The organism is Lactobacillus apis, assembly GCF_003150935.1.
Taxonomy (GTDB): Bacteria; Bacillota; Bacilli; order Lactobacillales; family Lactobacillaceae; genus Lactobacillus; species Lactobacillus apis.
Genome location: NZ_CP029476.1, coordinates 888,099 through 907,446 on the forward strand (window position 1 = coordinate 888,099; position 19,348 = coordinate 907,446).

The 19,348-nt window shown below is 33.9% G+C and carries 24 protein-coding genes, 1 tRNA gene and 1 other annotated feature; of the genes, 7 read left to right on the plus strand and 18 right to left on the minus strand.

Going from position 1 to position 19,348, the window contains the following annotated elements:
- The first annotated feature begins 73 nt into the window (after window positions 1–73).
- Entirely contained in the window at window positions 74–928 is an 855-nt protein-coding gene (locus DKL56_RS04295; protein ID WP_109715534.1) for a glycosyltransferase family 8 protein, read from the plus strand.
- Window positions 929–1,087: 159 nt separating this feature from the next.
- Complete coding sequence (locus DKL56_RS04300; protein WP_046306988.1) at window positions 1,088–1,369, plus strand: HU family DNA-binding protein; 282 nt, start codon at window positions 1,088–1,090, stop codon at window positions 1,367–1,369.
- A 79-nt stretch (window positions 1,370–1,448) separates the two neighbouring features.
- Here the strand turns inward: DKL56_RS04300 and DKL56_RS04305 are convergent, their stop codons facing one another.
- The 5 genes from DKL56_RS04305 to DKL56_RS04325 form a co-directional block, all read right to left on the minus strand.
- Complete coding sequence (locus DKL56_RS04305; protein ID WP_109715535.1) at window positions 1,449–2,150, minus strand: methionine ABC transporter permease; 702 nt, start codon at window positions 2,148–2,150, stop codon at window positions 1,449–1,451.
- Window positions 2,143–3,204 (minus strand): methionine ABC transporter ATP-binding protein, encoded by a 1,062-nt coding sequence (locus DKL56_RS04310; RefSeq protein ID WP_109715536.1) that lies wholly within the window; start codon window positions 3,202–3,204, stop codon window positions 2,143–2,145. Before DKL56_RS04310 ends, DKL56_RS04305 begins: the two co-directional genes overlap by 8 nt.
- A 28-nt stretch (window positions 3,205–3,232) precedes the next feature.
- On the minus strand, window positions 3,233–4,087 hold the full coding sequence (locus DKL56_RS04315) for a MetQ/NlpA family ABC transporter substrate-binding protein (RefSeq protein ID WP_109715537.1): 855 nt from the start codon (window positions 4,085–4,087) through the stop codon (window positions 3,233–3,235).
- 43 nt (window positions 4,088–4,130) lie between these two features.
- Window positions 4,131–4,373, minus strand: a binding site (T-box leader).
- Window positions 4,374–4,436: 63 nt separating this feature from the next.
- A complete protein-coding gene (locus DKL56_RS04320) occupies window positions 4,437–4,628 on the minus strand; it encodes a hypothetical protein (RefSeq protein ID WP_109715538.1) in 192 nt (63 codons plus the stop codon).
- 1 nt (window position 4,629) lies between these two features.
- The gene (locus DKL56_RS04325; protein WP_109715539.1) at window positions 4,630–5,139 is read right to left on the minus strand and encodes a dihydrofolate reductase; all 510 of its coding nucleotides are present in this window, start codon (window positions 5,137–5,139) and stop codon (window positions 4,630–4,632) included.
- 183 nt (window positions 5,140–5,322) lie between these two features.
- On the opposite strand from DKL56_RS04325, the gene DKL56_RS04330 reads away from it, so the two are divergent.
- On the plus strand, window positions 5,323–5,634 hold the full coding sequence (locus DKL56_RS04330) for a TipAS antibiotic-recognition domain-containing protein (RefSeq protein WP_052726776.1): 312 nt from the start codon (window positions 5,323–5,325) through the stop codon (window positions 5,632–5,634).
- A gap of 47 nt (window positions 5,635–5,681) precedes the next feature.
- On the opposite strand, the gene pnuC is transcribed toward DKL56_RS04330, so the two are convergent.
- From pnuC to DKL56_RS04355, 5 genes are all read right to left on the minus strand, one after another.
- Window positions 5,682–6,395, minus strand: a complete 714-nt coding sequence (gene pnuC / locus DKL56_RS04335; protein ID WP_109715540.1) for a nicotinamide riboside transporter PnuC — start codon at window positions 6,393–6,395, stop codon at window positions 5,682–5,684.
- 104 nt (window positions 6,396–6,499) lie between these two features.
- Entirely contained in the window at window positions 6,500–7,654 is a 1,155-nt protein-coding gene (locus tag DKL56_RS04340; RefSeq protein ID WP_109715541.1) for a cation:proton antiporter, read from the minus strand.
- 228 nt (window positions 7,655–7,882) lie between these two features.
- Window positions 7,883–8,206: an AzlD domain-containing protein gene (locus DKL56_RS04345; RefSeq protein ID WP_109715542.1), complete on the minus strand. Its 324-nt coding sequence runs from the start codon at window positions 8,204–8,206 to the stop codon at window positions 7,883–7,885.
- Entirely contained in the window at window positions 8,193–8,879 is a 687-nt protein-coding gene (locus DKL56_RS04350; RefSeq protein WP_109715543.1) for an AzlC family ABC transporter permease, read from the minus strand. The genes DKL56_RS04345 and DKL56_RS04350 overlap by 14 nt, the downstream gene beginning before the upstream one ends.
- Before the next feature lie 158 nt (window positions 8,880–9,037).
- Complete coding sequence (locus tag DKL56_RS04355) at window positions 9,038–9,442, minus strand: carboxymuconolactone decarboxylase family protein (protein WP_046307004.1); 405 nt, start codon at window positions 9,440–9,442, stop codon at window positions 9,038–9,040.
- Window positions 9,443–9,598: 156 nt separating this feature from the next.
- Here DKL56_RS04355 and DKL56_RS04360 point away from each other — a divergent pair, with 156 nt between their 5' ends.
- Window positions 9,599–9,967, plus strand: coding sequence for a MerR family transcriptional regulator (locus DKL56_RS04360; RefSeq protein ID WP_109715544.1), 369 nt, complete (start codon window positions 9,599–9,601; stop codon window positions 9,965–9,967).
- A gap of 54 nt (window positions 9,968–10,021) precedes the next feature.
- On the opposite strand, the gene DKL56_RS04365 is transcribed toward DKL56_RS04360, so the two are convergent.
- Window positions 10,022–10,396 (minus strand): hypothetical protein, encoded by a 375-nt coding sequence (locus DKL56_RS04365; protein ID WP_109715545.1) that lies wholly within the window; start codon window positions 10,394–10,396, stop codon window positions 10,022–10,024.
- Window positions 10,397–10,573: 177 nt separating this feature from the next.
- Here DKL56_RS04365 and DKL56_RS04370 point away from each other — a divergent pair.
- A tRNA-Ser gene (locus DKL56_RS04370) sits at window positions 10,574–10,662 on the plus strand.
- 188 nt (window positions 10,663–10,850) lie between these two features.
- Here DKL56_RS04370 and DKL56_RS04375 read toward each other — a convergent pair.
- The 6 genes from DKL56_RS04375 to DKL56_RS04395 form a co-directional block, all read right to left on the minus strand.
- Window positions 10,851–11,033: a hypothetical protein gene (locus DKL56_RS04375; RefSeq protein ID WP_109715546.1), complete on the minus strand. Its 183-nt coding sequence runs from the start codon at window positions 11,031–11,033 to the stop codon at window positions 10,851–10,853.
- A 340-nt stretch (window positions 11,034–11,373) separates the two neighbouring features.
- A complete protein-coding gene (locus tag DKL56_RS04380) occupies window positions 11,374–12,567 on the minus strand; it encodes a DUF6575 domain-containing protein (protein WP_109715547.1) in 1,194 nt (397 codons plus the stop codon).
- 2 nt (window positions 12,568–12,569) lie between these two features.
- Complete coding sequence (locus DKL56_RS04385; protein WP_109715548.1) at window positions 12,570–13,022, minus strand: hypothetical protein; 453 nt, start codon at window positions 13,020–13,022, stop codon at window positions 12,570–12,572.
- Between the two features lie 220 nt (window positions 13,023–13,242).
- Window positions 13,243–13,416 carry a hypothetical protein gene (locus DKL56_RS07865; protein WP_162542502.1) on the minus strand — a complete coding sequence of 58 codons (174 nt, stop codon included), beginning with the start codon at window positions 13,414–13,416 and terminating at the stop codon, window positions 13,243–13,245.
- Window positions 13,417–13,831: 415 nt separating this feature from the next.
- Window positions 13,832–14,767 carry a hypothetical protein gene (locus DKL56_RS04390; protein ID WP_109715549.1) on the minus strand — a complete coding sequence of 312 codons (936 nt, stop codon included), beginning with the start codon at window positions 14,765–14,767 and terminating at the stop codon, window positions 13,832–13,834.
- A gap of 459 nt (window positions 14,768–15,226) precedes the next feature.
- On the minus strand, window positions 15,227–15,889 hold the full coding sequence (locus tag DKL56_RS04395) for a hypothetical protein (RefSeq protein ID WP_109715550.1): 663 nt from the start codon (window positions 15,887–15,889) through the stop codon (window positions 15,227–15,229).
- A gap of 199 nt (window positions 15,890–16,088) precedes the next feature.
- Between DKL56_RS04395 and DKL56_RS04400 the strand changes: the two genes are divergently transcribed.
- Window positions 16,089–16,670 (plus strand): phosphatase PAP2 family protein, encoded by a 582-nt coding sequence (locus tag DKL56_RS04400; protein ID WP_046307014.1) that lies wholly within the window; start codon window positions 16,089–16,091, stop codon window positions 16,668–16,670.
- A gap of 239 nt (window positions 16,671–16,909) precedes the next feature.
- Here DKL56_RS04400 and DKL56_RS04405 read toward each other — a convergent pair whose 3' ends face one another.
- Window positions 16,910–17,743, minus strand: coding sequence for a DegV family protein (locus DKL56_RS04405; protein WP_109715551.1), 834 nt, complete (start codon window positions 17,741–17,743; stop codon window positions 16,910–16,912).
- A gap of 242 nt (window positions 17,744–17,985) precedes the next feature.
- Here DKL56_RS04405 and eno point away from each other — a divergent pair, with 242 nt between their 5' ends.
- The gene (eno, locus tag DKL56_RS04410; RefSeq protein WP_046307019.1) at window positions 17,986–19,272 is read left to right on the plus strand and encodes a phosphopyruvate hydratase; all 1,287 of its coding nucleotides are present in this window, start codon (window positions 17,986–17,988) and stop codon (window positions 19,270–19,272) included.
- Window positions 19,273–19,348: the final 76 nt, after the last annotated feature.

Sequence of the window (19,348 nt, forward strand, 5' to 3'; positions counted from 1 at the left end):
GAATGTATCTCTTATTATTTTGTTTTATACTAGAAAGGTAACTCATTTATATTTTTTATTAAGGAAGATTTATATGAAACAGCGAAAATCCAGTCCAATTGAAATTTTGGTCACAATTGACCAAAACTATCTTAAGCCTCTTGAGGTAATGATGTATTCAGTAAGACTTAACAATTTAGACCAAGATTTCCGCGTTTGGCTAATTCACGATAACATCGATGATTCTGCCCTAACTGGACTCGAAAAATTTTGTGAGCAAATTAATGTTAAGCTCGAAACCGTAGCAATGAATCAAAATATTACTTTTCCAGATTCACTACTTAACTTGCATGATTATCCTAAAGAAATGTACTTCCGTCTTCTCTCGGGACAAGTTTTACCAGATAATCTACATCGAGTTATTTATCTGGATCCTGATATCTTGGTTATTAATTCAATTAAGCCTTTATGGGATTTAGATCTTCAGAATAAAATGTTTGCTGCATCTGTCCATGAAGGACTAACAGATATCATGAGTTCAATTAATAACATTAGACTTGGGACAACAACTGGCTATTTTAATTCTGGCATTATGCTAATGGATTTAGATCTGATGCGTCACAAAGTGAACATTGAAGATATTACGCAGGCAATCGAAGAGCATCATGATTCTTTAATCTTACCTGATCAGGATATTCTAAACTATCTTTATGGTGAGGATATTTTGAAGATTCCTGAAACGCGTTGGAACTATGACGCGAGAGCCTATTCTGTGTATCTCACGCGAAGTACAGGCGAATACAATACCGAGTGGGTGATGGAAAACACCAGTATTTTGCATTTTTGTGGTAAACCTAAACCATGGCAAAAAGAAAAGCACTCAAGATTCAAAGCCCTGTACTTAAACTACCAACAAATGACTAATCGAGTTCTAAATAAAATAAACTGATACATTATTTTATTTTTTACTATTGAAGGACACAGGAACTGTGCTAAAATATAAAAAGTTGCGAAATATCAAGCGACACAAAGCATTTCGTCATTTATGTATGATTTTTTTCAAAATTGTCGAATTGTTTAAAAAATTTTATAGAAAAGAGAAGAAAATATGGCTTCAATCAACAAATCTGAACTTACTAAAGAAGTATCAGCAAAAACTGGTCTTAAGCAAAAAGACGCAGAAAAAGTGATCGATTCTTTAATCGAATCAATCAAGGATAACCTAGCTAAAGGTGAAAAAGTTCAAATCATCGGCTTTGGTTCATTTGAAGTTCGTGATCGTGCTGAAAGAAAAGGTCGTAACCCACAAACTGGTAAGACTTTAACTATTCCAGCTACTAAAGTTCCTGCATTCAAGCCAGGTAAAGCTTTAAAGGATGCTGTAAAATAATTACTTATTTCTTAAATAAAAAACAACAGGCAGTTTTGCCTGTTGTTTTTTTGTTGTTAGTTTTTTATTTATAGTTAGTTTATCTATTTTGGTGGTTTAAATGTTTAGCTAAGAAATCACCAATAATTTGAACAATAAAAATCAAGATTACGACTAGCAAAGTGGCAACGAATGTAACATCATTATTAAACCTCTGATAACCGTAAGAAATAGCTGTGTTCCCTAGCCCACCTGAACCGATTGCACCTGCCATTGCCGTTAGACCAATTAAACTAATTATAGTTACAGTTGAGACTCTGGCTAACTCAGAGCGCGCTTCGTTCAGATAAACATTGAAAATGATATCCCAAGTTGTTGCACCTAAACTTTGTGCAGCTTCAATCTTACCCTGATCTACACTTTCTAGAGCAACTTGAACCTGTCTAGCATAAAAAGGAAAAACTCCTAAAGATAATGGCACAAGTGCAGCATTCATTCCAATTTGGGTTCCAGCAATTATTTGAGTTACTGGAGCAATAAAAGCTAGCAAGATAATAAACGGGATTGCGCGAAAGATGGAGACAATCTTATCACAGAGATTAAACCAGAATTTATTTGGCTTAACACCATTTTCTTTGGTCAAAACTAGGACTACCCCAAAGACAATACCTAGAATTCCCCCAAAAATTGCTGACCAAAATGTCATGAACAAAGTTTGATATATACTGGATGCCCAGCCGGTATCTCCAGTCCAACCTAAATTAATTACATTTGGAAAAACTTTATTAAACCAACTACTCATATAAGTCACCTTTCTCATTTAACCGCGTAACTGCAACCTTTTCTTTCTCTAGAAATTGAACAGTTTGTTGCTGCTTCTCACTGTCTCCTTTAACTAAGACCAGCAATGTTCCAATTGGCTCATCGTCTAACAATTCGACGTTACCATAAAGCATACTTGCTTCAACGCCAATTTCTCGGTAAAGATCAATGATGATAGTTTTGGTAACATTAGCGACACTATAAATAAGTTGGTAAATTGCCTCTTCATCATTTAAATTACTTAAATTAAGTGATTTAAGAGTATTAATTACTTCTAGTGATCCACCAACAAAACTCTTGGTTAGAGAATTTTTCGGGTGAAGAACTACGTCTCTTAGGTTACCTTTTTCAACAATCTTGCCTTGTTGCATTACCGCAACTTTGTCACATATTTTCTTGACAGCACTCATTTCATGAGTGATTAAAACAATTGTTAAATTAAGTTCATCTTTTAATTTCTTTAGTAAATCCAAAATTTGTTGGGTATTTTGTGGATCAAGTGCACTAGTTGCCTCATCAGAAATCAGAATATCTGGTTCATTGGCTAATGCGCGAGCAATTGCTACCCGCTGTTGTTGTCCACCAGAAAGTTGAGCTGGATAGAATTCAGCTTTTTCTTTTAAGTCAACCAATTGAAGCAATTTCAATGATTTTTCTTCAACCTCATTGTCTTTTAAACCAGAATGCTTCAAGGCAAAAGCGACATTTTCAACAACAGTAATTTCATTTAAAAGGTTAAAATTTTGAAAAATCATTCCAATTTTTCTTCGAGCTAATTGCAAGTCCTTATTAGAAATAACTTGTTTACCATCTTTAATAAAATCAGTGCCATTGACTTTGATATTGCCGCCACTTGGTTTTTGTAACAGATTAATTGTTCTAACCAATGTCGATTTACCAGCACCAGAGAAGCCAACGACTCCGTATATATCGCCTTTTTCTATTGTCAAATTGACATCATGAACAGCGTGCACAACCTCTCTTTTCTTATCAGGAAAATCCACATTAACATGCTGTAATTCAATAATACCCATACAAATCTTCTCCATTCGTTAAAGATGACTAAAACTTGATATCCCAAGCAGTTTTTTGCATGTCACCGTAATATTTCTTATCCAAACGCTTTGTTTCTTCGGTTTGGTAAGCCTTAACAACTGCTAAGTAATCCTTCTTCTTTTCTTCACCTTTACGAGCACAAATGATGTTAACCCATTTTAATGAGTCTTTATTAACTGGTTCAACGAAAATTGTCTGTTTCTTACCTAAGCCTGCAGGACGAGCGAAGTCATTGTTAACGACCGCTGCGTCAACTGAATCAATTACACGACCACATTGGTCTGCTGCTACTTCTTTAACCTTAAGTTTCTTAGGGTTCTTAACGATATCAGCCACTGTTGGTAATTTCTTACCCTTAGGTAAAGTAATCAAACCAGCATTCTTTAAAACGAAAAGTGCACGAGATTCGTTACTTGCATCATTTGGAACCGCAATTGTTGCACCCTCTGGCAGTTCACTAAGTTTATGGTACTTCTTAGAATATAATCTAATTGGATTAATTTCTGTTCGACCAATTGCTACAACACCACCATGGTTTGACTTGTTCCAAGCATCTAAAAATGCGTAGTGTTGGAAAGCGTTCAAATCAATATCACCGTTTTTGACAGCCTTATTAGGTTGAGTATAATCAGTAAAATTCTTAATTTTAACAGTTACGCCGTATTTCTTTTTTGCTGTAGCTGCAACGTGCTTCCAAATATCCTGTTTGGGTTTTGTTTCACTGACAATTCCGACCGTTACAACATGGTTACTACTCTTTTGATTATTTGGTTTAGGACCAAAGCTAAACCAACCTATCGCGACAACGATAATTGCGACTATTACCCCAATGATAATATTCCTATTTCTCTTCTTCGACATTAAAAAAACCTCCAAAATAAACTAAAAAAGCACCCGTCCTATCTATAAGGACGAGTGCTTCGCGTTACCACCTTTAAATTATTTATTACTCACGTAATAAATCTCTCAATAGCTATCAATCAATAGCTTGCAATGCTAACGGATGCAACTCCGCCGGTAGCTAAATATCACTAACGGTCATCATTTCCAGCCCATGTTCACCACTACTAACTGGCTGAGTCTCACCAAAATCCCAGCTCTCTTTATCAGTAATCATAATAGTTACTCTGCTTTTCAAGATGTATTAATTATTTAATTGTTTATTAATTTAGCACCTAGTTTTTGTTCTGTCAACTACAAATTTTAAAAATTACTTAAGATGGTCGATTTTTAAATTATGGAATAAGTCGACATTAACTCTTCCTACAAAAAAGGTAACAATAGCCATACCAATAGCTTGCCACCAAAAGTTATGGTTAATACTCTCTGCTTGTATAATGCTACTAATCAAAACCAACACACAAATTAACAGAATAATAGCAGCGATAATCATCTTCTTCATTCTAATCCTTCTTCCTTAGATAAGTTAAAAAATCATATGAATATTGACATTTGTTATTAGCTTGATGATGCACTTTTTTACTTAATTTAAAATCATCATAATTAAGATCTGGCATTACAGTATCGGCAGGAAAAGTTGCAGCAATTGCAGTTTTTTCAAGACAATCTACGCGGTCTTTTAAAGCTTCAAAGACTGAAACTCCACCAATTACATACAGTTGCTCTGTTTGATGCGCATTAATCCACTTATTTAAACTGTTAACTGATGAAACAACTACCACTTGCGGATTATGTTTATACTCTTCTTTAAAAACTTGATTTTGTGATAGTACAATATGCCGTCTTTGAGGCAAAATACGTGGCAAACTATTAAAAGTCTTTCGTCCCATTATAATCGGATGGTTAATCGTTAAGGTTTTAAAGTGCTTCAGATCTTCAGGAATATACCACGGTAAATGTCCATCTAGACCAATTTTGTGTTGTTCATCTTCAGCCCAAATAAATGTAATCATTACTTCATCTCCAACTCCATTATAGCGCGCTTTACGCATTTAAGGCTAGTCTTTGCTTACAGCTCTACCAATTTTATTCTCATATTTTTAAATAATCCTTTTCACTAATCATTTCATGCAAAAATACTGTAATTTAATTTGCTATAGTGGTTAAATAAAATCAATAAGGAAAAGGAGAAGATAATGAATAGTAAAGCTGACAATTTTTCCGAAGAGAAATTTAACCAAATGAAAGCAACTGAAGCTGACTTAGTCCGGGAACTGCAACAAGTAGTAAAAGATCCTAGTAAGGAAACTGAACTAAGCGATACGATTTTCCAAAACCACCAAAAATGGCTTAAAATAATTATGCCAAATTATACTCCAGAAATACATTTGGGTATTGTTAACGGCTATGAGACAGACGAGCGCTATCAGTCATATTACGATGATAAAGCAGGAAAAGGCGCAACTAAGATCTTAATTAAAATAGTTAAAGCACATTTAGCAAAATAAAAAACAAGGTTTCAAATGATTGAACCTTGTTTTTAGTTATATCAAAATTAATGGAACCAATGCGTATGCTTGTCAGTAAATGCAAGAACGTCATTACTCAAGTATAGGATGTATGTAAAAAATAACGTTAGATTTGTGTCTCCTTGAAATGCAGTTACACCCCACAAAATAATTGACATAATCCCTTGAATCGTCCAGAAATAATATTGCTCGCGAAATCTAAAAGTACATAACACAGAGCCAGTAATCCCAATTGCTCCAGCAATTGCATCGATCCACGGACGAGGACTAATAAATATTCTTGTGTCCATCAGATAAAGCATGGCTGTCACAAATAAAAAGAAGATCATAGTAAAACACCATTGTTTAAATTTAAGCCCCTTAATGTGCTTTTCAGCGTTTTTAGACCATGCCGGTAGCAACAATACCGGTAAGTCGAGTAAGAAGATATAGGACACTTGCAAGACAACATTTGCATAATTTTGTGCGTAAATCGATACGATTACATAGATGATTGAAGAAAGTAAACCTAAAACTCCATTAATCGGTTTGGCATTAGTAATTGCGAGCGTACAAGTAAAACCCATTATTGCAGCAACCATCGTAATTAAACTAATTTGATTAACCGGCGTAGAAATTGTTGTTCCGATAATAACTCCAATTCCTAGCATCAGAAGCATATAAGTCTTAAAGCTCCATCCTCTCATTTGTTCTAAATACCATTTAGGCTTAAAGATGTCGGTATTTGGTTGAAAATTCATTATCCACTATCCCACCATTTTTCTTAATTTGTGCAAAAACACGTTTTCTATCATAGCATTTTTATCATACAAATCAATTAATAGCCCTTGTTGTCAGCTTTTCCTTATCTCTTTTTCATTAGCGCCCCTTTTAGCATTATTGGAGCGATTAGTGTGGTTAAAACTATTACTCCAACTACAGTTGAATAAGCAGCAGGAGCGAGCAAATGATTGGACAAGCCAATTTGTGCTACAACCAGTGCCATTTCCCCACGCGAAATCATCCCTGTTCCAACTTGGTAAGCACTACTACTAGAAAAACCAGCCATTTTAGCTCCTACACTTGCACCCACTAATTTAGAGATAACACTTCCTACAAATAGGACGATAAATAATAAGCCATCCTTAAAAATTCCAGTAATTGACATTTCTAGACCGATGCTGGCAAAAAAGATAGGAATAAATAAGCTATAACCGATATCCGTAAAGCTTTTTTGCAGTTTTTGTTTATCAGGTAATCTACTGAAAGCTAATCCTACAAAGAAAGCGCCAATGACATTACTCAGGCCCACTTTTTCTGCTCCAAACGCTGCCAGTAAAACAATAATTATCGTAACAAGTGGTTTAGCCGCTGGTAGTAAAAAGCGTTCACTCAGTTTAAGTATGCGTGGAAATAACCAAATACTTGCAGCTAGTAATACGACTAAATAAACTAGCTGTAATAATAAAGTCAGTCCTAGACCAAGATTCGCGTTCGCGGAGTCCGTGTGGGTTCCCGTAACGCTACTTACAACACTTAAGAGAATAACTGACAGCAAATCGTCAATCACAGCAGCTCCAAGAATCGTCATCCCCTCTTTAGTTTCTAACTTTTTCATTTCTTGCAAAACAGCGACAGAAATTGAAACTGAAGTGGCGGCAAACGTAATACCTAAAAAGAGACTTTCTGTTTGCGAGAATTTAAAAGCAATCCCCGTTAAATAAGCAATTACAATTGGCACGATCATTCCAAAAGTGGCCACAAGGAAGCTAGGTTTCCATAATTTTTTCAAAATCGCTAGATCACTTTCAAGTCCAGCTAAAAACATTAGCAAGACAACTCCAATGTCGGAAAAACTTTTAATTAAACCACTAGGCTGTACCCAGTTAAGCATAGCTGGGCCAATAACAATTCCGGCTAGCAATTCTCCGATTACAGCTGGTAAACCGCAGCGATTAGCAATCTGTCCGCCAATTAAGGCAAATAGCAAAATTAAACATAAAATTCCCATAATCTGCATTATTAATTCCACTCTCTGAAATGAACAAAAAAGACTTTCAAAATTGCTCAGGCAACCCAAACCTGAGGACAATTCTTGAAAGTCTTAGACTCCAACCAAATTTTTATTTGATTCTTTTTAATGACCAATTTACTTTATCAGCATAAATTGGCAACTTTTATTAGTATAACTCACAATTTTTTAAATACAAACTTTGAAAGACGGAAAACTCTTAGCCTAGCTATTTTATTAAAACAATCGCAGCAAAGCTAAAGAAGCTATTCCTACAATAACGATTACTAAAAGTGATTTACTAATAACCGCTGATACCAATGTTGGTACTGAAGCAATTAGGTATTCCATGTTAATTTCTGGCAACTGCCCCGGTTGAGCAGTGAATAAATTGCTAAACCACATTGTAGACATTATAACAATTGGTACAAAGGATAAAAATTCAACCACTGCTTTAGGCAAAGTGAATTTTTTTAATAAAATAAATGGAAGTACACGTGATAACCACGTCGCAATTCCACAGCCGACAATAGTTAAAAATAGATAATTAGAAGAAGACATGTTTTATTACCATCCCCAATATACATCCAATAAGTGTTACAGCAATAATAACTAGACTAGCTGGCAAAATTATGGTTGAAATGTAAGTTAATACCAATGTCAATAAAACTACTATTACTTGTAATAACTTATTTAAATCTTTATCGCTCTTTACCTGTAAATATAGCAAGCCAATAAACATTGCTACATTTGCAAAGTCAAGCCCTAATTTCTTTGGATCCTCGATAAAGTTACCTAGCAAGGCACCAATCATTGTGGCAATTACCCAAGTTGAATAAGAAATAATATTTTTGGTATTGAACCAGCTAAAATTCATTTTCCCGTTAGTATAATTAAGTTTATTCATTGCTAGAGCAAAGCTTTCATCAGTTAAAAGCGTACCAATTAGCATCCCTTTACCCAAGCTATCTTTCTTAAAATATGGTGCAACGGTTGTACTCATTAAAATCATTCTTGAATTAACCATAAAGGTAGCAAAAACGATTGAAGCAATCGGACTACCCGCTGCCAGCATACTAACAGTGGTAAATTGTGCTGAACCGGCATAGATTATGACTGACATTAAAATTACTGTAATGGTCGAAAATCCCGAGGCACGAGCAATTCCTAAGTAACCAAAAACTGTTGGAAGAGTATCAACTACTGCAGCTCGCTTAGTTAATGAATTGTCCACCTTACGCCTCCTTAGCTATAAATATTAATTTAAAATAAATCGAAGCAAATTTACATTCATCGTTTAATAAGGTCCAATTTAAGTTAGACGCTAAAAGCATTGAACTAAAAAACTAGTTGCCCATCTATAGCAACTAGTTTTATTTATGACTTTACTTATTAATCTTTACTTGATTTTGTAAAATCAATTCCACGATCTTTGAATACTTCTTTAGCAACATTAATCGCATTCAATACTTTTGGAAATCCTACATAAGGAATAGTTTGAATAAAAGTCTCAATTACTTCTTCTGGTGTTAGACCTACATTCAAGGCACCATTAATATGAACATTTAGTTGAGGTTCAGTATCGCCTTGTGAAAGCAAAGATGTGATTGTAATCATTTCTCTTTGCTTAAGGTCTAAGACACCACGATCATATACATCGCCAAAGGCAAATTCAATGATGTAACGACCCACATCTTCGGATAAACCAGCTAATGAATCAATAACTGACTTACCGCCTTCACCGTCAACTTTTTCCAAATTTTCTAAGCCCTTTTTATAGCGTTCATTATTTTCCATAGCTTTCCCCTTTTCGTTTTACAAACTTATTTTTAATAGTTAATAGAATAATTGCTGGAGTGTAGTCCATGTCAACCGCTATTTTAAAAATATTTTGTCATGCTAAAATATGATAAAGTACTATACTGAAATAGAGTTATTGCTGGAGGAAATAAGATGAAATATTCAATTGGTCAGTTTTCTGAACTTAGTGGCTTTTCAATTGATACGCTACGCTATTATGAAAAACAAGAACTACTTTTTCCAAGTCGGGATGAAAATAATCGTCGCTGTTATTATGAAAAAGATGTGGCTTGGATTAAGTTTATTTCGCGCTTAAAAAAGACAGATATGAGTATTAAAGAGATGCAAAAATATGCAAAGCTGCGCTATGAAGGTGATAAAACTATTCCTGACAGGCTTGTTTTGCTATTTAATCAGTTAGATAATTTGCATAAGCAAGAAAAAGAAATTGATGATAGTATTGCCTTTATAGAGGGAAAAATCAAAACATATCTTAAGACCCTTGGGGATTTAAAAGAATAAGAGCATACCTTCCCTGTACCATCACGTTTATCACACCTTGAACTTATAAAAGTACTAGCATAGCTCAACGTGATTGATATTTTCTAATTCGACCCATGTATCTGAAATGACAATATGATCTGCTTGATAGCCTTGAACTAGACCAACTAGATTAGGCAAAAAATCATCTTCACTATCGATGACTTTAAGTTGAACTGATACGGGATGATGATTAGCGTATGCACTAAGAAGCAACTCACTAATTGCCTCCTGGGACATTGGTTGCTTTTTTTCATAAACTTGAGCGCGTTTTTTATCAATCTTACTAACGGTTGATGTATAGTCGCTTAGCATAAAGCCTTGCCATTTTTTCATTCCACGGTCTTGATATGTTCTAAAAAAATCGTCTAAAACTTGATCAAATTCTTTTTGATCGTGTCTTTTTTTCACTTTTCCGCCTCCACAGCAAACATACGTTCTTATTATACACTGATAATTGAGCAAGGGTGAAGCAAAATTCGTACCTTATACTAGTAAAATGCTAAGCAAATGTACTTTTGGTATTGGCTAGTATTCAAAATAGTAAGTTGAAAAAACATTTAAATAAGGTATAATGATATTCGTTATGGAGAGTTGGCAGAGTGGTAATGCACCGGACTCGAAATCCGGCGAACCAAGTTTTCCTTGGCGCGCAGGTTCAAATCCTGTACTCTCCTTGTATTTATTTAAAAAGACTGTAACAGTTGATGTTACAGTCTTTTTTTGTTTGCTCGGTAAAAACATAGCATAAAGGTAAAAAGGCAAGAAACAATATTTATTTGTTAGTTACTAAAACACACCCTTAAACTATTAGTCTAAGAGTGTTTTAACCATTGCTCGTGCCAGTCTATTATGCTAAATGACTTCAACTTTTTAATTCATTTCTTCGTTGCTTAATATATTCTAGTGTCTTGTCTAGATCTTCTTCATTAGCATACTTCAAAATGAAGTTTTTAGAGTCAGATTTTCTTCGAAAGTAGTTCATTTTATCTTTGTTTTTATCATTCCACTTTTTGTTCGCACGTATCTGCGCATCACTTAGCGTCATATTAATTCCCCTATTGCAAACACCAATATTCCAAGAAATATAGCAATTATCGCTAATTTATAGTACTTCTTTTCTTTGTTACTCATATTATAAAAATAGATAGCAGAAAGTGGAATATGGATCCACATCTTCATTTATTTTAAAAATACTTTAATAATTTCATGAATTAAGCTGCTAATACGGCCGGTATTGTCATATTTAGCAATTGTTTATTCGGCTATCGTTGAAATCATTTTTTATTTCTTGCTACCCAAGACTCACCACCCTATATAAATATAATACACTGATTAAAAGTTCAAAAAAGCCACTTTAGTTAAAACTGAAGTGGCTTTTAATTATATTAATCTGAATCGTCGCTACTTTCCCATGATAAGAGCTCATATGTAACACGTTCTTTAACCCTATTAAGATGATCTGAACTTACAGTTACTTTTAATTTTGCATGACCAAAAGCTGGGATAACAAATTTTTCTCTCTCTGTTTTTACAATTCCATTATAATTAAAAGATTTATCATTCCCATCTATAACAGTTAAAGTAAACTTCTTTTGGTTAAAATCATAACGTGTTAAGTATCCGCTCAAATTTTTAGTTTCTTCGTTTATAGTATGAGATAATTTATCAATTTTACTTATAAATTTACTAATATTATTAGGGGTAAAATGTGAATTCACAATCTCAGTATTTTCTCCTGGTCGTGGTATTTCTGCCTTAATCTTGCCTCCTTTCACTCCTGTAATACATTCAGAAAATTTATTTAGATGCTCGAGAACAAGCCAGCCATATTTCTCTACTATCTCATTGGGCTCTATTTCATTGCCATTTTGTGTGTCTTGAAATAGCTCTACAAGCTCTTTATATGGTAATGCCTCATCGTCATTTATTAATGAAGATATACCACTTGATAGCAATTTTGTACCAAAAGATCCAGGATAAGTTCCTACAACTTGAAGCTGTGTTGTGCTATCTTCCACATAGCTCTTTAACAAAGTTTTGGATTTTTTGGGCTGTTTAATAGCAGTCAATAAATTTTGAATTTCATTTAACAATCTTGTGTATATACCAATAGAAACTTCATGCTTATACTGGATCGGCTGAATAGAAAAATCTATGCCATATCTATTATCTGTATTAATTTGATCAGATACCATTGAATTTTTTAATGTTGAAATGTCTTCATACTCTATAAAAGAATCTTCATCTGGTAAACAACTTGAGCTAATTTCAGATGTTTCTTGAATAAAAAATTCATCTTGATCAGTGTTTTTCTTTTCAATAAAAGTAATTTTTGAAACTGGATTCTTATATAAATCAAGTAAAGAAATATCACTATTTTCCAAATGACGTAACTTATCAAATGTTACTGGTAAAAAAGCCCACACATCAGTATCGCTTTTTTCTTCATAATCTATAAAATTAGCGATATAAAGTTGCCCAGTATCACTAGTAAAAGAATAAAGAATAGGTTCATCATAATAGTCATAAATATGATAAATATTAATTTGTTTAAAAGGAGTATATTTTATTTTTTTCATAATTATGCCTGTAATTTGGTTACTTGAAAATGATGTGTAGCTATATCTGATTTACATGACATCCAGAATGTAAAATGTTCATACTCTTTTTTTGGATTGGTGGTATCAAGTAGAACACCGTCAGTCTTGTTCACCGCTACATAGTATAAACTTTTAAATTTCTTTTTAAGTGCTTTATTTTTTTTTGTCATTTCATTAAATGCTGTTTTAGCTTGTTTCTCTGAGAGAAAGCACGAATACCCTGATGACTGACACATTAGTTCATAATTATTAACAGAGCTCCATTTATTGTATGCATTTTTAATTTTTGAGTCTGATATCCAATCTTTGCTATCAGTTTTATTATTGACTTTTTTAGAAAATCTATAAATTTTTCCTTGAAATTGCTTAGCTTCTTTAGGTGGACATTGATATTCGATAGAATCTGGAAAATCCTCTTGATTATAATATTTCATGTGTTTCATTTTCCCTTAATGTAATTTAATCTGAGTTAATTTAATAGTATTAATTTAATGAAGTCAATTACTTTTTAAATCATTGGAATATATAGTAGACTATTTAAAATATCCCTCTATATATAGTGTGTATACTGTTAAAAGTCTGTAAATCTAATACTTTAATCCAACAAAAGAAGTCTCTAAGAAATTAAATCTGAGTAGCGTAATTATATATTATCTAAAAATGTCCCACTTTACAGCACTTGTCCCCGCCAACAATATAGCCGTATCCGCTTGCTCGTGGCTGCCTTAACCATAGACGCTTGACAACTTGTAATGCGTCATCGTTTTTTTGCACTCCCTTGGGCAATTTAGCAATCGCAGGTGCACAAATATATGGTGAAGTGTGCATTTTAAATGCTTTACCTAAACTAAAGGTTTCGGTTTTTAAAGACTGTTGGACTTGTTGTCGGCACTTTTAGCTGTTTTTTTAACAAATATGTCCTACCGGCACCGTAAGCAATGCGAGTTCGAGCTGCTAGAAAAAACCATGCTCAAACCAAAGAGAAGGGCCAATTTTACTAATTGACTCTTCCGTTAATGTTTGTTCTAAATTTTCATTAATATTACTAAGCAAACGGTGCCACGTAGTCATCACCCATAATTCTCTTATATACCGCTTCGTCAATTGCCTTGCTAAAATAGTCAGCAATCATTACTTTGGTGTATACATTAACCTGAAAAATGTAAAGGTATAAGGACTCGAAGGGGATTTGCCTTCATTCATCAAATAAAAACCAGTAAAAGAAATTACTTTTACTGATTTTTTAAACTAAGCCTTTAAATATTCCTACTTTTAATAAAAATAAATACTGTAAACCTACTCCGATTATTACAGCAAGACAACCAAAGAGATTAACCATCAACTGATTGATCGAAGCATTTGTAAGTAAACAAATTTCAATCCAGGGTGCTGTGACTATCAAGTAACCACGTGCTCCTGTCATTAATAAAGAACACCACTTAAAACTTTTACTAATTTGGTTTTTGCTAATTCGGTAACATAGGAACTTTTGAAATAACCAAGTACCTAAAAGCACTATGACTGTTGTGAAGCCAAACTGCCAGACTTTATAACTAGTTACGTTGATACTATAATATGAATAATAATTCAGGCAAATCACATAGCCACATACAAGATCAAAAAAATAAAAGCGATCAGCATAACTCTTTTTAGCAGCTTCACTGATATAGTTGCCTAAATTTTTGGCCGTTTGTCTTCTTGACTCCTTCTGTTTGTCGATAACTTTATTCCTTACTAAATAGTGGTACTGTAGTGCTATTCCGCCAAATCCGGTAATTAAACCGATGACTAACGAAAAAAACATGCTAGCACTTGATTTCATAGAAATACTCAAAAAAGTTAAAGGAGCATTAACAACTACAAAACTTCGAATTCCTGTTGAAAGCAAGCTAGCATTTACCCAAAAAGTCGTCATTTTACCAGAAGCTATTTTATGCTTTAAAAAGTTCTGAAAACGAACCAAACTAATAGCTGCTACGAGTGTTGCAAGAATAAATAGCCAGCCAACTTCAAAGATATCAGTAGGTAATAGGATTAAGAAAAGATAGGTAAGTCCATATATAACCAAATCTCCCATGTGGTTAGTAGAATTGTCTGCAAGCGCAAAAGCATGTTCATGATGTGCAATATCACGTAAAGCTTCACCAACAGTTTCATGCTTGTTTGTTTTATTATTCAATTTCTATCTCCTTTTGTTCAGTATTTTATTCTATACAGTTATTCTAATTTTTCCTTCATTAATGTCAAGTAAACATTATTATCCTTAAAAATCTCCTATTATATTACGGCAAAAGAAAAATCAAGTAGTTTATTATCTACTTGGTTCTATTCATTTACTCTTTGGCAGTAAAATTTGCCCAAGAGTAAAAAGCAATTCTATTGTTTTCTTAATCTGTCTAAACTTGCGATCTAATCAAATTGAGCTCTCTCATTATATTTGCAAAATCATTTAGAACTAGCCCTACAGTTTAACCAAACTGAAAATCGCAGCTACTGCAATCATGCTAATGATTATCGTTTTTAAAATTGTCTTTACTCTCAAATCTATTTTTATTTTTATTGTTGTATTCCCTTTTTGCTTTTGAAATCGATAAACTTTATTCATTACTATTAATACTCCAATCCCATTTTTATACTATTATTTGCCTGACTTAAGTTGGTTATATAGCTTCCTAATTTTTCTATGGACTATTGTTAGTTCCTTCTCTAGTCGTTTTACTTCTTCTAAGTAGTCTTTTCTTACTTCAACTACATCTTTATTACCCTGAGTATTTTTCTTATCTCCTGCACTAAGCATTTTTGTAAATGTCAGAAATGTCTTGCCAGCTTCTTTACTAAAATTACTATTGTAAGACTTCAATTCTCCAGATATTTCCTCGGTTGTTGCCATGATTGCAGAATTGTAGTTATCAAGATAATCTTTTGACTCATCAAAGAATTTTTCTGACTGCTCAAAAAAGACTGCAAGAACTTTTTTATCTAACGGCTTATCTGATTTTTGCATTAGTTGATTTAATAGAACTATATAGCGTGTGAATCTTAATGACAATTTTTTAGAGGAATTAAACAAACCGCGCAAAGCTAGCATGTCCTTTTGCCGTTCACTTGATTTTAATTGATATTGCGTATTCACGTAAGAAAAGATAATTGTGATAATACTTCCAATATAAGACCCTAAGAATCCCAACCAGTCACCTATACTAGTTTTATCACCAACAAATAAAAAGATAACTAGTGGTATAGCAATTGAAAAAAAGATTGCAATGATTACCACTTGGTTTTTCTTAATAAACTTCTTCATTCTATACCCCACTATCAAATGTTTTCTTATGAAATTATATTACTAAATAGAATACACAACAAAAGTTTTTTGAAACTATCCAATTTAGTTACAAGGTTTTTATTTCTTAAATTTTGTTCAAGGCTATGTAACTAGTTGGAACTAACACTATCAAGCTGATAAAATACAATCGGTATTTATCTGAAAGTAGGGTTGTAATTTGGATATTTATATTTGGCTTGCCAGCTTATCCGCTTTAATTCTGCTGTTACTTATTTTCAATGTTAGAAATTCACGGCGCTTTAACCTGTTAGATCATTGGCTACATCACAAATTGGTCAGACAGCGTGACGGAATTAGTTGGCAAATCGTTGCTTTCATTAATGATCCTAAATTATTAGTGGTTTGGGATGTATTTCTTGCTAGCTTTTTAATGAGTAAAAATGAAACTTTATTAGCATTCTGGGCTTTATTTACTCTTGGCTTTACCGACTTTGTCGGCATTGTTTTAAAAAAATGGATGCACCGAAAAAGACCAATCATGCATTCTAGTTTAGAAGACGGTTATAGTTTCCCTAGCGGACACGTTTTGGGAACGACAATCATGGCTTTAATCGTTTGGCGACTTTTTGCAGATACATTAGGTAGCAAATTATTATTGATTCTTATTTTAATTTGGATGATGGTTGTAATTTCTCGTATTAGTTTAAAAGCCCACTTTCCTTCTGATATTCTAGGGGCAACTTCTCTGGCTGTTTTTTGTTTTAGTATTTGTCAACAATTTCTATTATTAGTAATTTAAGTTTGTAAAAAAATACCGCAGTCATTACAACAATACTGCGGTATTTTTATTATTCTTTTTTAAAATTAAAGATATCTAAGTAGCTTACCAACTATAAAGATAATTAAGAACAATTTTTTGAAATATCATAAGAAATAAATAATCTTCCTGACAAAAAGCCCTAGTTTATCATAATTAGGGCTATTACTATGCTGTTATTTTATGTGCAATTACAAAATTGGTAAGCAGCTATTAGGACTTTATAGATCATCAAAGCCAACCATCAGACTTCCTTCCTCAGCATAGAATGCACACAAACCACGCATTGGACGAATGACTATTTCTGCTTGGGGATATATAGCAAGAATTTTTTCTTTAAGACTATTGGCATCTTTTTCGTTATTGCACTGGTCAATAATGACAGGTCCACCTTTGTATTTCCGTTCATCCATTAACTTCAAAAGCTCTTTAAAAGCTCGTTTCATTCCTCGCACTTTTGAAATTGGTTCTAGCTTACCTTCTTCACTTGCAGTGCCGACAACATCAATATTCAACATTTTTGCCATCTTAGCTACAGCAATGTTGACCCGACCGTTTAAGGCCAAATTGTGTAATGATTGCAAAATAACCAATAAGTGAGTATGGGTTTTATACTCTGAAATTTTTTGATCAATATCTACAAAACGAACTGATTTATCTTCTACTAAGCGTTTAATTTCACGTTGAATAACCGATATTTCTGGACCCGCAGTTCTTGAGTCAACAACAATTACCTTACTACCCGGATTGTCCTTTTCATAAATTTGTTTTGCCTGATAGGCGGATGAGAAACTGCCGCTAAGTCCACTGGTAATAGTTAGCATAACCGCTCTTTTACTTCCTTCAAGGGCTTTTAGCCATTCATCAATACTTGGACAAGAGGTTCTGCCTCCCTCAGTGTTTTCTTCCATACTAGTAAGAAATTCTTCCATGTTAAGGTCCTCATTATCAAGAAAATCCTTACCCGCTATAGTAACTGTCAATGGTACAACGGTTAAATTCTCACTGGCTTTTTCATTGGCACCAGAATCGATTATTAATTTTACTTCTTCCATAATAAACACCTTGTATAGAAAATAAACTGATTTTTTTAAAAAATGTATAGCTAAATAATAATTCAATTGAATTAAAAAAGCGACTAATTATTTTTTAAATTTTTTTAATGCTAGAAATCGTTTACAAATGTTTACATAATCACAAACTTAGGCTAAAATTTGTCATGTAGAGATGGAGCCCTTTGCTCCTCTTAATGTATGTACCTACTTGGTACAGCATGTATTATTTAGGAGGTTTTTAGATGTTAAAATCAGTCATTGAAAATGTTCATGCACTGGAAATCTATGATTCACGTGGTAACCCAACTGTAGAGGCTTTTGTTACCCTTTCAAACGGTGTCGTAGGTAAAGCTGAAGTTCCATCAGGTGCTTCAACTGGTGAAAATGAGGCTGTTGAATTACGTGACGGTGGCGATCGCGTTGGTGGTAAAGGTGTTTCTAAAGCAGTTAACAATGTTAATACTAAGATTGCTGAAGCTTTGAAAGGCTTAGACCCTCATGACCAAGCTAACATTGACCGTGTAATGATCGAATTAGACGGTACACCAAACAAGGCTGAACTTGGTGCTAACGCAATTTTAGGTGTGTCAATGGCTACAGCTGACGCTGCTGCTAAGGACAGCAACCAACCTTTGTACAGATACCTTGGCGGTACTGACCTTGAAATGCCACAAACTTTCCACAACGTTATTAACGGTGGTGAGCACGCTGACAACGGTATTGACGTTCAAGAATTCATGATCACTCCAGTTAAGAAGACTTCTTTCCGTGATGGTTTTGAAAAGATCGTTAACACTTACCATACTTTGAAGAAAGTTCTTGAAGATATGGGTTACGAAACTGGCCTTGGTGATGAGGGTGGTTTCGCTCCTAACATGAAGAACTCTGAAGAAGCTTTACAAGCTTTACACGAAGCTATCATTAAAGCTGGTTACAAGCCTGGCGAAGATATTGCTATTGCTTGTGACTGTGCTGCTTCATACTTCTACAACAAAGAAGATGGCAAGTACCACTTTGAAGGCAAAGTATTCGATGATGATCAATTAGCTGAATACTACGACAAGTTACTTGATGAATTCCCAGAATTAATTTCTATCGAAGACCCTTACGACGAAAACGACGTTGAAGGTATGATCAAGTTCACTCAAAGCCACAAAGACAGAATTCAAATTGTTTTAGATGACTTTATTTGTACTAACCCTAAGCTTTTAACTAAAGCTATCAAGGAAGGTGCTGGTAACGCATCATTGATCAAGTTGAACCAAATCGGTACTGTTACTGAAACTTTGGAAACTATTCGTCTTTCACGTAAGAATGGTTACAACACTATGATTTCTCACCGTTCAGGTGAAACTGGTGACACATTCATCGCTGACTTCGCTGTTGCTATCAACGGTGGACAATTGAAGACTGGTGCCCCAGCTCGTTCAGAACGTGTTGAAAAGTACAACCGTTTACTTGAAATCGAAGAAGAACTTGGTGAAGGCGAGCGTTTAGCTACTTTCCCAGACAGCGTTGACAAAGACTAATTTGTTAACCTGAAAAAAGCCTGCAGCAATGCAGGCTTTTTGTATGCAGATAAAATTACTTTTCAGTTATGTATAA